General features: G+C 29.8%; 14 protein-coding genes. All 14 read right to left on the bottom strand.

Annotated features, from left to right (window positions below; genetic code table 11):
* Nucleotides 1-4 precede the first annotated feature (4 nt).
* Complete coding sequence (locus V7121_RS10650) at nt 5-1336, bottom strand: hypothetical protein (RefSeq protein ID WP_335546539.1); 1332 nt, start codon at nt 1334-1336, stop codon at nt 5-7.
* Between the two features lie 143 nt (nt 1337-1479).
* Complete coding sequence (locus tag V7121_RS10645; RefSeq protein WP_335546538.1) at nt 1480-2451, bottom strand: polysaccharide pyruvyl transferase family protein; 972 nt, start codon at nt 2449-2451, stop codon at nt 1480-1482.
* A gap of 143 nt (nt 2452-2594) precedes the next feature.
* Nucleotides 2595-3425 carry a 6-hydroxymethylpterin diphosphokinase MptE-like protein gene (locus V7121_RS10640; RefSeq protein ID WP_335503105.1) on the bottom strand — a complete coding sequence of 277 codons (831 nt, stop codon included), beginning with the start codon at nt 3423-3425 and terminating at the stop codon, nt 2595-2597.
* Between the two features lie 111 nt (nt 3426-3536).
* A complete protein-coding gene (locus V7121_RS10635) occupies nt 3537-4601 on the bottom strand; it encodes a glycosyltransferase family 2 protein (RefSeq protein ID WP_335503108.1) in 1065 nt (354 codons plus the stop codon).
* 98 nt (nt 4602-4699) lie between these two features.
* The gene (locus V7121_RS10630; RefSeq protein ID WP_335546536.1) at nt 4700-5845 is read right to left on the bottom strand and encodes a polysaccharide deacetylase family protein; all 1146 of its coding nucleotides are present in this window, start codon (nt 5843-5845) and stop codon (nt 4700-4702) included.
* A 45-nt stretch (nt 5846-5890) separates the two neighbouring features.
* Nucleotides 5891-6790 carry an SP_1767 family glycosyltransferase gene (locus V7121_RS10625; protein ID WP_335503113.1) on the bottom strand — a complete coding sequence of 300 codons (900 nt, stop codon included), beginning with the start codon at nt 6788-6790 and terminating at the stop codon, nt 5891-5893.
* A gap of 32 nt (nt 6791-6822) precedes the next feature.
* Nucleotides 6823-7881 (bottom strand): glycosyltransferase family 2 protein, encoded by a 1059-nt coding sequence (locus tag V7121_RS10620; RefSeq protein ID WP_335503115.1) that lies wholly within the window; start codon nt 7879-7881, stop codon nt 6823-6825.
* A 1-nt stretch (nt 7882) separates the two neighbouring features.
* A complete protein-coding gene (locus tag V7121_RS10615; RefSeq protein ID WP_335503118.1) occupies nt 7883-8929 on the bottom strand; it encodes an acyltransferase in 1047 nt (348 codons plus the stop codon).
* Between the two features lie 9 nt (nt 8930-8938).
* Entirely contained in the window at nt 8939-9418 is a 480-nt protein-coding gene (locus tag V7121_RS10610; protein WP_335503121.1) for a KdsC family phosphatase, read from the bottom strand.
* The gene (locus V7121_RS10605; protein WP_335546533.1) at nt 9415-10425 is read right to left on the bottom strand and encodes a KpsF/GutQ family sugar-phosphate isomerase; all 1011 of its coding nucleotides are present in this window, start codon (nt 10423-10425) and stop codon (nt 9415-9417) included. Before V7121_RS10605 ends, V7121_RS10610 begins: the two co-directional genes overlap by 4 nt.
* Nucleotides 10397-11236 (bottom strand): 3-deoxy-8-phosphooctulonate synthase, encoded by an 840-nt coding sequence (gene kdsA / locus V7121_RS10600; RefSeq protein WP_335503126.1) that lies wholly within the window; start codon nt 11234-11236, stop codon nt 10397-10399. Before kdsA ends, V7121_RS10605 begins: the two co-directional genes overlap by 29 nt.
* A gap of 30 nt (nt 11237-11266) precedes the next feature.
* A complete protein-coding gene (locus V7121_RS10595) occupies nt 11267-12019 on the bottom strand; it encodes a 3-deoxy-manno-octulosonate cytidylyltransferase (RefSeq protein WP_335546531.1) in 753 nt (250 codons plus the stop codon).
* 17 nt (nt 12020-12036) lie between these two features.
* Entirely contained in the window at nt 12037-12825 is a 789-nt protein-coding gene (locus V7121_RS10590) for a 6-hydroxymethylpterin diphosphokinase MptE-like protein (protein ID WP_335503131.1), read from the bottom strand.
* A gap of 27 nt (nt 12826-12852) precedes the next feature.
* Nucleotides 12853-13671 (bottom strand): glucosamine inositolphosphorylceramide transferase family protein (locus V7121_RS10585; protein WP_420490715.1); only part of this gene is annotated, 819 nt, incomplete at its 5' end.

Below are 13671 nucleotides of genomic sequence, written 5' to 3'. Positions count from 1 at the left end.
AATTTTAGAGAAAATTAAATGTGTTTATTAGAAAATCAGAACTTAATAAGTACATAAGAATTTTTAAATTGATAATTTTTTTGATGAATTTTTTTGAGAATACTGATAAAATCCTTCCAATACTTTTAATAATTTTTGTATGAAACGAGGGCTTAATATGTTTATCAAAATTATAATTTTTAAGCCAAAATAAAAAATCTCTATGCCTTCCATCAACCATTCTTATATTTAGAGGTATCTTTTTTTGTATATCTTTCCAATAGGGAATCGTATCATAAGCCCAAAAGTCTTTTAAAATATTGTTCTTTACATTTGAAAAGAAATCTCCAGTTACTTTAAATCCATGAAAATTTGGATCAATGTTTTCCACTAATAGTCCCACAATTGTTCTACAACACTTTTCACATTTACTGCAATTCCCGCCATTATGATCTGCCTGCCAACAAACACGTATTTGCAGGTCATCTTTATTTTCTTTAATAAATCTGGAAATTAAATGTATTTTTCCCTGTCTACTTAAATCATAACTTTCATGAACAACTTCTGTATTAGCCCATTTAATTTCATTGTCAATTAAAGGGTGGGAGCCCCATGGAATATTAAATTCAGCTGTATCAGAGGCTGGAATATAGAATGTTGTAATTTCTTTTACATATGTTAATGGAGAACATAAACCTACTAATCCAAATCCATGCTGTACACCTGCCCACCAATGAAATCCATTTATCAAGTGGCCATATTCCTCTCCAAGGGATCTAGTATTTAAAATCAAAGTGAAATTTGACTTAATAAAAAATACTTGCGCTTCCAATTTGTTTGCGATTTTAATGTTATAGTTTTTTACTTTTTCCCAAGAATCTTTATCATATAAATTTACATCTGCACCCCATATAGTAAAAAGATTTGGTTTTTCTCCAATCCTTCTTATATATGTTGCAAGTGAGTCTATTCCCCCACTAAACAGCTGCGCACTTCTACCTGACTCCTTCATTTCATTTTTTATTATCTTTTTAGCTATTAATTTACTTTCCATTTTTACCTTTGGATATAAATTTTTAAACCCTGCTTGAATATTTGGAATTATGTTATAAAATTTTTCATCTACTTCGTCTACAATTACATTCACACCGCTAAACCATGCAACTGGCAATATATTGGACAATAACGGTATCACTAAGATACTATCGGGGATATTATTTATATTGCTGTCATATTCAACATAAAATCTTTGGTCTTTGAAAAATTTTTCAATATTATTTGGTACGGTAAAATCAACTATTACTGTGTTTTCGAATTTAACAGGATTCAAAACATTAATTCCTTCTTTATATTTCACAGTACATTTCCTCTCCTTTTTCTGAAGTTTCGGAAAAACCTTCATTAACAACTTAACATTGTCCTATTTTGAATTAATTAACACTATGATTATAGAATCTATCTCTTATAAGTTATTTTTAGTTATAAAATCATTAATTTAATTTATTGTTTAATTTGAAAAGGTTCCTTAATCAAGTGTGCGCAATTGATAGAATTAGTCCAACTTTCATAGTAACTAGAATTCTTTCCATAAGAGTTATCAATTAGTTCATTTTCTATATTCATTAAACACGCTAATATATGGCCATGTAATCGCGAAGTAATAATAGTTTGATAACCATTAAAAAAATTTATTGCTTTGTTTATCATATGACTTATGAATATATACCATAATTTTGATAGTAAATTAGGAGATATGATTTTTTGAATCTTATATGATCGATGGGCCCTTATAAGTAATCTATATATTTTTAAATCTATTTTTGAAAATAGGAGATGCCAATCAAATTCATTTACTCTCTCTGCATTAATGATATGTGAATCTACTCGTTCTTTGTCTTTTCTTAAAAAATATAAACAGTTTGACTTGTTTGTCTTTTTTTTGTTAATAGGATACAACGCGTGTGCCATATCCTGACACAAATATACATTTTCGAGATATTTACTTGCGATCAAGAAACTTTTTTTATCTCTTACGTAAAGATGCAAATCTTTATGCTTTCGAAAAACAGTAAAATCTTCTTGCATTTTTTGTTTATTTTCATAATGTATAGATTGTGGGAGAAACACGATACGATTATTTATAAATTTTTCCACAAGTAATTTTCTTGTTTTTTGGTGAACTGAATATAAATCACCAAAATTTCCTCCACCATGACAAACTATAATATTTTCTTTTTGTATTTCTATAAATTTATCTTGTTTATTTAACAGATAATCTATAAGATGATGGCTAAATCTTTTTACAACACGTATCTTACACTCTTTAAAAAACTGTTCAGTCCCCTTCCAGATAAGCATATCTCCAACGTTATTATGTACAGGATAGTCAAAGTAACATACTTTTGCTCCTCTTGGTATTACATCATTTATTCTCTTTAATTGATTCTTTAAATCCATCATGTGAAGCTGCATAATATTCCCTCTAATCTTCAATCAAATTACAAAAGGTCCTATCTACAGAAGAATCCCATTCTATATTACCGTTCTTTAAATAGAACATTTGGTCAAAAAAATATAAAATAGACTTTAAATTATCAAATTACAAAAATACTTCCTTATAAATAACCCATTTTTTTTTCACTTTTATCTCCAAATAAATCATCAAAATTCCTCAACTCAAATACATCCAAGTAAGAAACTCGTGTTGCATTATAAATTTTTCTCCCTGAATTTTCATACACAAATTTCGCTTTTTCCATTCCAACATACATTTCATCCGGAGCTTGTCCTGCCTTCCTTTCATCGGCTCTAATGTAATCTTTACTAAAATAAATTTGTGAATTTTCTTCATTTAGAAATGATAAATCCTTTGTATTGGAAATTGCCCCCTTGAAATTATAATCATGTCCAAGTAAATATACTTCTGAAAACCCCATATAATGTGCCATTTGAAGCATGTGATATGAGACAGTCCCTGACGAGTATAAAGATTCCATAATATTAGTTGAAAAAGATCCGAATTTATTTTTATTTAGGTTATTGTTAAAATATATATCTGATTTAAATAAATGTTTATAACAACTTAAGGTAAATTTTATCTTTGCTTCAACTAAATTTATATCTTTTACATTTTCCTCAAGTACTACTGAGTCTACTACCATATAAAATGTGGGTCTCCATGTAGTTTGATTAAATATCTTATATATTTTATTAGAAGCAAATGTTATTTCACCTTTTAGTCTATCTAAATCCTCAGGCTTCAAACTTGGGCCGTTACCAATAATAAAGCACCGACTACCATGATATTTGTTTTTTAATTTTAATATTTTGATGTTATTATTTGTAATTGGAATATTAAATTTTGCAAAGTCTTTAACAATATTAAATAGCAATAAATTTGCTAAATTATAGACTTTTTTTGCTGGTTTTTTTATATATTTGTACACTCCTACATTCTCCCCATATAATAATCTTTAAGTGCCTTTTAAAAAACAAAATAAATAGCTATACCTGTAAAGCCATTTTACTTATCTAAAATAACAATTATTATTCATGAATTATTTCGGGAGCAACTTCTTAATTTTAGATATTTTACTTATTTGATATTTTATTATCCCAATCAACTCCAAGTAGTAGAGATAAATTTTGTAATTTGAAAAAAAATAATCAAAAAGAGTAAAATTTAGTTTTGAACATCTTATTAAATTTTTATATTTACTCAATCTATCATTAGATAAAAAACTAGTGTAGTATTGAATAATTTTATTTTTTAACATTTTTCTATATTTGTTATTTGGATCAATTTCTTCCTTGTATTTTTTAATCATTTTATAGTGGAACATAATTTGGTTGAATAAATTGAATTCAGCTAAAATTAGAATGCTTAAATTATTAGTTCTTTCCTTTAGGAATTGATACCTTTCTTCTTGAACTTCTAGGCCATCCAAGTTTTTAATTGTATATTTTTTTTGCTTCCCCATAATACTGTCTTCTCTTTGAATGTAATTGTATTTATCCAGTGCAACAAATACATATTTTTTTAATTTATAAAATATTTTATATGCTAGAAAACCATCCTCATATAACTTGTCTGGATATCTTAATCCAGTAAATAATTCCTTTTTGTATAATTTATTCCATGCTACATTTCTAATGGGATATTCCAGTAACCTTTTCAAAGCGAACAAGTTATCTCCACTTTCTATTCTTCCATCAAAAATTTTGTCATTTTCTATTGGTTGAAAATTGCTGTCTTTTACAATTTTAAAACTACATTCAACCACATCTGCACTATATTCAACTAAAAGATTGTATAATATCTCGTACATGTCCGTATCAACAAAATCATCTCCATCAATAAAACCAATAAAATCTCCTGTAGCAATTTCAAGACCAGCATTCCTTGCTGAAGAAAGTCCTCCATTTTCTTTGTGAATTACTTTTATTCTATTATCTTTTTTTGCATATTCATCGCAAATTCCCCCACATTTATCAGGTGAACCATCATTTACAAGTATTAGTTCAATATTAGTGTATGATTGTGATAGTATTGATTCCACACATTTACGTAGGTATGGTTCAACATTATATATTGGGACAATAATACTAATTTTATCGCTCATAAGAGATCCCCTTAATTTCCTGACTTTACAGTAAGATTTATAAATATTTACTCATCATAAAAAAATCAGATTAAATGTTAAAAATTCATTTAAAAGAATTATTGCTTAATCAGATCCTTCAATTTATTAAGTTTCTCTAAAATCCTAAAATCTGAAATATTATTATCCTTTAAATTAAGTCTTTCAAGATTTATAAAATATTGCATACCGTCCAAATTAGAAACGTTTTTACCACTTATATCCAATTCCTTTATCATGCTTAGATCTGAAATAGAGATCCATGGATCATCAGGATTTGAAATGTATTCCCTAACACACCTTTCCAAATTTTTATCTATAAAAGTTGCGACACCAGCTATTTCAGCTGTTGTATAAAATTCCAAATCCAACTTTTTGGCTTCATAAATTATTTTTTTTATAACTTTGGGTGATATTCTCCATTCTCCTGCAGCACTCGAGTTTTCACCCCAACCAAAATCCTTCCAGTTAATTTCTTCTGGAATTAATGAATGACACATAAAAATTAAATTTCTTCCGGTTGTTTTTGCTAGTCTCATAATTTTTTTAATATACTTTACATCTGTTAGAAAATTGCTATCTATTCGTATTGAAGGCGCAAGTCCAGTAAAATTAAACGGAATTAAATTATTTTCGGTTAAATGTCCTCTAACTACTTTAAAATATTTTGGCACTATTTCTTTAATATTCTCTTGATTATAATGAGAATATGGGAATGAATAAGTAACAGGTTTTTTAAATTTTTCTTTCGTTTTTGAATGTGATTGGTTTTCCAGCCAAGTAAACAAGGGTTTAATTTCATCTTCTAACCAACTTGATAAACCTTTTTCAGAGGAATAATCTTTTGCATTTTGATGTTTATATCCATGATGTGCGATTTCATGACCGCTTGCTTGTAAATCTAGCAGCATATCTATTTCTTCTTGAGTGTGCTCTCTTTGGCCCTCAAAATGATGGAATGCATTAATATTAAAGGTTGCTTTGACATCATAATACCCGAATAATTCTTTTCCATATTTGTACCAATGTTTAACTCTAAAACTATCATCAAAGGAAAACGAAATACCTGGTTTACTTAAATAAGGTGTGTTTTTGTTTGAATTCAATTTGAATATCTCAAGGTTTTTTTCCATTTTATAAATAATGCTTCCATAGTACCAGTCATGTCTATACGGGGAATACCGGAACTTTACCTTCATAATTGTATTAATTAGCTTACTGCCCACTCTTTCTGTTCCTCCCTTATCGCCTTGTTATAGGCCCTACGCTAATTAAAGGATTTGAGCCAGGATTTCATTTTCATACTCTGGATTATGCAATTTTTCAACTTTCGTTCCATTAGCAACTTCTCCAGTATATTTGTGCTTAACAGGAGTTTTAACTTGAGTCCTTTTTAAAAACCATTCATACTCGATATCTACATTTCCAATATCAACTGCTTGGTAGCCCATTTTAGAAAGGTCATATGCTAATACCGTTGCCGTTGGTCCAAGTGCTAGCAGGATTAATTTTGACGTATCGTATTTTTTAACTGCAGTTAAAATTTCCTCGTATTTTGCAAAAGCATTTTCCGCTGGGCATAAAATCCTTTTTAAGGATTTAGCATTGCTAAATAAATTATTACCTGCCCCTAATCTACTTTGTTCACCTTCAACGAGAATAATTTCTCTATCATCCCAGATCATTTTAAATTTAGAAAAGCGCTCATCTGATTTACTTTTATCTTTATAGTCCATATATAGACGCGTCACCATAGCATCATAATAAACTTTCTTCTTGTTTAACTTCCGATATATTTTAGTTCGGTTTAAAATTAAATACTTGTTCCAGAAATTTTGTGCTCTATCTGTAAACTTATCGATTTTACTAAAAACATCAGGAATACATACAATATGATTTTTACTCTGAGAGCTAATAATTTCAATTAAGCGTAGACTCAAATCTTTATCGTATGCTTGAAAGAATTGCTCTCCCTTAAACATAATATTAAATTCGCCATTTCCATAGCGACTTACAGAACACCTTTCATTTATTATTTTGCTCAAGGTTTCATCTGTTGTTTTAACAATTGGGGGCTTAATAATAACCGAAATTAATTTATCCCGTAATACTTTAAAATGATTTTTTAAATCAAGTAATATATAATACATTTTTAACAATAATTTCTTCATACCTCTTACTCCTTATCTATTTAGGTCATAATTTAATCCCTTTTAAAATAACTGAGTCGGAAAAATTTTTTATTACGCATTAAAGATTTTTTTACTTTTATCGCTTGTTCCAAAAGCCAAACTAAATAATAATTATTTGTTTTTAATAACTTTAAATATCGGCTATCTTCTTTTGTCGTATCTGCCAACTCTATACACTCAATGAATTCACTAGAATTTAGAATTTGGTTGTTATAGATTAACTTTTTTACTAATTTATCTTTGTTCCGTTCATCAAAAGTATTCTTAAGTACATTCAAAAAATTCAGATAATAAAACGTTGCAAATTCCTCAAATTGTTTGCTATCCACATTATTTTGTATTAAATAATCTTTCCAGGCGTAATACACCCTTACAGCAATATCAAATAAATCTTTACGATATCCATTCATTAAACTGTATTCATTCGAGTGAACGTAATTATATGTAATTGTTGGGATTGTAACAAAAGAATCCATATGACGCATATAAGTTAGGTTGAATAGTAAATCTTCTCCCCTATTTACCTTAGTATCAAAAGATATTGAGTTTTCAACGATTATTTTTCTGTCATATATTTTGCAACATAAACTTCCGGAAAGACCTTTTTTATAGGTTTCGAAATACTTCCCTTTATCAAATGACTCTTTTTTAGGAAATGCTTTTATGGTTTCTTCCTTTTTTTTCCTGATTTGATATACAAATCTAATTCCACTTACAGGTAAGATATTCCCACCTTGCTTAATAGATTCATAAAGGTCACTACACCAATTTATTTCAACGTAGTCATCACTATCACAAAACATTAGATAATCCCCTTGGGCAAGAGCAATTCCTGTGTTTCTTGCGTTGGAAACCCCTCCATTATTTAAATGAATGACTTTAATTCTACTATCCTCTTTTGCAAAGTGCTCACAGATAGAACCACTCTTATCTATTGATCCGTCATTAATTAATATCAATTCAAAATCAGAAAAAGTTTGTGCCAATATACTATCTATGCAGCGGTTAATATATTTTTCTACATTAAAAACAGGTATTATGATTGAAATTATAGGCTTAATTGTTCCCACCTCAATACATAAACTTTAATCTGTAATAATATTTAGAGTGTGATAATCTAATGAATCCAACACTAAACAAAATCGAACATCCCAATACAGAAAGAAACAAAATTGCCGGGTTAACTTTGCCAATATAGTGTGACAAAATCAAACCATTAATATTTATAAACATAGGATGTACAAAATATATTATTGAACTCATCTTTCTTAATAATTGATAAAATGGATTGTACTTTAGTTTAATTTTACTTACTGTATTAAAAATAAAGAAAACATTGACTCCTGTTAATAAAACATAAGAGAATTTAGAAGTATTCCCAGAGGTCTTAAGTATCCAAACCTCCACGCCTAGTAATAATAAACAGATACCACTTATAATTCCGCTTAGTAAAGTATTTATTTTTACTCTAACCTTTGAAAAAAAGAACCCCATCATTATGTATGGGAATGCCCTAAATAATCCAACACTTATTGAACTAAAGAGGCCATATAATTTTATAAAATGATCAATTAAATTGTTCTCACTGACAATCCAAGAATATGAATATAAAAATGTCCCTATTAAATAAAAAATAACTGCAATTCCGATTACTAGCTTAGCTGGGACGTATCTTAATATTAGAAATGAAAATATCATTCCATATATTAATGAAACAATATACCACATATGATAATAACTTCCAGTTAAAAAAATACTTAATAAATAACCTTTAAAATTGGCTAAAGTTAAAAAACCATCGTGATACCAAAAGGGTATCCACCATATTAGATAAAATAATGTCCAAAAAATATATAGATTAATTAAATGCAAGATGTAATTCTTTAAACTGCTAATATTCATTTCAACCTTTCCATTTTTCAGATTAATCTTATTAAAAAAGAAGTAACCTGCACATACAAAAAAGAAGGGTACTGCTATTCTTGCAATAATATCAACTAATATAAAATTTGCGGTTTCGTTATAGGATAGAAGGGGTGGTGCATGAATAATCACCACTAATATTGCGCAAATAAATTTCATTACATCGACAGCATTGTTATTTTCAGCACTAGTCATACTTATAGATCACATCACAATCAAATCAATTAATTCTCTAACAGCCCCATTACCACCGGTAGATTTACAGACATAATCCACGATATCTAGTACTTCACTAATTGCATCAGCTGGGCATGCTTTTAGATAGCATGCTTTCATACAATCAATATCGTTTATATCATCACCGACATATGCAACATTTTCATAAGTTAACTGGTACCTATTGATAACCTCGCCCAAAACTGCTAGCTTATCCTCTATTCCTTGATGGACTTCTTCAATCTTTAGTTCAGCAGCACGTTTCGCTAAAATCTCTGACTTCTTTCCAGTAATAATAACTGGTATGATATTATACTTTTTAATATTAATTAAACGGTAACCATCTTTTACATTAAATGCCTTAAATACTTCACCATTATCACCTACATAAATTTTCCCATCGGTTAATGTACCATCAACATCCATAACGAGCATTTTAATTTTTGATAAATCCTTCTCTTTAATCATATAAAAATACCAACTCCAAGAATATCGTTTACCCTTACGGTTCCAACCAATTTATTATTTCTAATGACTGGTAATGCTGAAATATTATGATCATTCATCATCTTTAAAGCATCTACAGCAAGCATATCAGAATCTATATAGAGCGGTGTTTTTATCATTACATCATCTACCGATAAATTATAAACATTCACTTCTCTTGTAAACGTTCTTCTTAAATCACCATCAGTAAAGACTCCGATTAATTCATTCTTTTCATTTAAAATATTAATGATTCCAATTGCTTTCGTACTCATCTCAATAATAGCATCATTTAACTTCGTGCCAGTCTTTACGACTGCGTTTTTATTCCCTGTATGCATAATGTCACTAACTTTTACTAGCAATTTCTTTCCAAGGGAACCTGCTGGATGATACAATGCGTAGTTCCTTTCATGAAAACCATAGATTTTTGATAAACAGACTGCTAATGCATCCCCCAAAACCATTTCAACTGTTGTACTTGATGTAGGTGCCAAGTTCATTGAACAGGCTTCCTTAAATTTAGGAAATACAAAAGAGTAATCGCTGTATTTCACAAGTGATGAGTTTTGGTTACCCGAGATACCAATTAATGTGGCGCCTATCAATTTAATATTAGGCAAAATTTTTGTAATCTCTTCACTTTCGCCACTATAGCTAATAGCTATAACAATATCATTTGCTGAAATCATTCCTAGGTCTCCGTGTAACGCTTCAGCTGGATGCAGGAAAAACGATGAGGTCCCAAGACTCGACATGGTAGCGGCAATTTTCCTTGAAACATGCCCAGGTTTCCCCATTCCTGTAACAATAACTTTGCCTGTACAATTGGAGATTAATTCTACGATTCTAACAAAGCTTTCATCCAGAGCTTCTTTTACAAGGTTTATAGCATTTACCTCAGTTTCAAAAACAAATTTAGATTCAGAGAGAATATCAATTTGATGTTCCTTTTTGGATTCAGTGAGAATATCTAATTGATTCAACATCGTGCACCGCCTTATATATTTTAATTAACTTTTTAAGCATCACTTCGATTTCATCAAGTTTCACCATATTAGGACCATCGGACTTAGCATAATCAGGATTTTCATGTACTTCCATAAATAAAGCATCTGCACCAACTGCTATAGCAGCTTTTGCTAAATGTTCCACATACTCTCGATTTCCACCAGTCGATGTGCCGTTGCCCCCTGGTTTTTGAACACTGTGTGTTGCATCAAAAACTACGGGATAGCCGAACTTTTTCATTTCAATAATGTTGGTCATATCAACAACTAAATTGTTATAACCAAATGTGTTACCTCTTTCGCATAAAAGAATGTTTTCGTTACCTGATTCCTTAACCTTTGTAATAACATTTTTCATATCCTTTGCAGATAAAAACTGTGCCTTTTTAATATTAACTGGCAACCCGGTTTCTGCTGCTGCTACCAATAAATCTGTTTGTCTGCATAGAAAAGCAGGAATTTGGAGCATATCCACAACCTCAGCAGCACCCCTTGCTTGGTACGGTTCATGAATATCTGTTACTACTGGTATACCTAACTCATCTTTCACTCTCTTAAGAATACGAAGACCCTCATTTATTCCAGGACCTCTATACGCTGAAACAGACGTTCTATTCGCTTTATCGAACGACGACTTAAAAATAAAAGGAATACCAAGTAATCCAGTAATGTCTTTCATTCTTGAGGCCACTTCCATCACTTGTGTTTCTGATTCAATTACACAAGGACCTGCAATTAATGTAAATATAGTGTTATCTACGGGGATGTTACCAACTTTCATTGTCTTCATTATGAACTCATCCTTTCTAATACATATTCTTTATTTAAGTGTATAAACTGGAATTCCCCCACTTTCTAACATATACTCTTCAACCTTTTCAATATCTTTAGGGGTATCTACTGAAATGGTTTTACAGTGTGCATTTATATAGTAAATGTCCTTTCTGTTTTCTATAAATCTAAATGAATCATTTTCTTCAATTCTTTCAATCGGCCCTCGTGGTGTTTCATGATAGTATTGAAGGGCCTTTTTTGTAAATGCTCCTACCCCCACAAATTTCTGGTAAGCATAGTTCATTCCACCCTTAGGGAAGGGAATTGGGCTGCGAGAAATAAATAAACAAATCCCATCTTTATTGGTTACTATTTTTAAGTTAGATGTATCAACCACTTCAACGGGATCTGTAAAATCTGTCATTAAATTTGATACATAAAATTCTTCTTTATTAAAATCTACTGGAATGCACTTTACGATATCATTAGCTTCTATGGCTGGCTCGTCACCATTAATCATTACATAAAGATCTGCTTCAATTTGTTGTGAAACCTCATAAAGCCTATCAGTTGCTGTATCATGTTCCTTTGAGGTCATGATAACTTTTGCACCAAAATTCTCACATACGGTCTTAATTTCATTGCTGTCGGTTGCAATATATACCTCTTCAAAGCATTCTACTTCCCTAGAATGCTGATAAACCCACCTTACCATTGGTTTTCCTAGAATATTTGCTAATGGTTTATTATAAAATCTTGTGGACCCACCTCTTGCTGGAATTACTCCAACTATCCTCATACTAATAACCACGCTTTCTAAAATATAATTTTATCAAAATCTACTCTTTCAAAGACTTCTAATTTCCCACCACGAGTTGCATTGTATATTTTTATATTATTGTCATCTGCATATCTTCTTGCAGCAGTAAATGCTCGTGTTGAAATTTCGACATTGGGAATATATAAATCATCTTTGTCAGTATTATACTTTTCAGTAAAATAATCTTTTGCAGTTTCATCAATTACAATTTCACCTTTATCGTTTTCCATTTTACTGAAATGATGGTCAACTCCTAATAGATAAATTTCTTTAATTCCCATATAAACTGCCATTTGTATTGCTGTGTAAGCAACAGTATTTCCCCAAAATACGCCATTAACAATATCCTTAGAAAACTTCGGTTCGACTTTACTGTCACCTAATCTAAAAATATAATAATTTGCATTTTGAAAGTTAATCTTATAATCCCACGGAATGTTCACAGGAAAAAACTTCTTTTCTATCTTTAATATGTCTATTTCTTCTTTGCTTTTAAAAATTGTTTTTTCATCTTCTGAGCAGTAATATGTAGGACGCCAGTCTGTTTGATCGAATAAATAGTAAATTCGATTGAAGGCAAATGTAATTTCATTTTGTAGTTTATCTAGGTCGTCTGTTTTCAAACTGGGACCATTGCCAATAATAAAACATCTCATGTTTGAATGTTTATTTTTAAGTTTTTTTATAGTTGCAGCATTTTGTGACAGAGGAAATAGTTTAATTTTTATTTGTCGATTTAACCTATAGAAAGCTAAATTTATTTTATTTTTATATTTCTTAATCATGCTAGACTCCTTGAATTTTAAGCTCGTCTATCCGCTCGATTTTATTGCTATTGTAATTGATTTCTTAATGAACTTATAAGGAAGTTTATAAAGAAAAGTTAATAGTTTTTTGACATCAAAAACTGAGTATCTTACATCAATTACTTCAAAGTTATCACACCTGCCATAGGTATGGGTCCCAGTCAATTTTTTATGAAATATTAAAGGGATATCGTCGGGTAAAATTGTAGAGATATTGTTTTCTTGATAGGAATGATCTGATATACTTATAATTTCATTGAACTTAATTGCTTTACCATATTCACCATTTGAACAATCCTGTGAAACCCTAATCAACTTTTTGTTATACTCTAATATTCTTCCAGCTGGTCTCGTAAATTCATTATCAGTGATTATTGGATTTCTCTTGTGTGGGATTAGGTTAAATTCGTTATCAAGAGAATATATTAATAACTCATCTTTGTACGGGCTGGTACACAATAATTTTGATACAAAGATATATATTTTATCTTGGAGCTTTAAAGTAGTTGCATCAGATAATTCAATATTATCCATTAATACTTTACTTAGTTTCCACTCATTTGGAAAATCTACCGACTCATATAGTAATAGTTTATTATTAGAAGAGGTTTCAGGGATCATGTAAATTTTATTTTTTATATCAAAAACAAAAGGGTATGACATGTGAAAAGGCTCATTTATTACAATCTGCTTATCCACTATTCTATTGTTAATAATTGTAGCTACTCCAATCTCACCAGAATTTTTTTTCTTATTGTATGCTTCATAAAACATATAGATTTTACCGTTTAGTTTATAAAGTATAGGATCTGCATACCAATAATT

It is taken from the genome of Neobacillus drentensis (assembly GCF_036962125.1).
GTDB lineage: Bacteria > Bacillota > Bacilli > Bacillales > Cytobacillaceae > Neobacillus > Neobacillus drentensis_B.
Note: the sequence above shows the minus strand (reverse complement) of the source record. Positions and strands in the feature narration are given on the sequence as shown.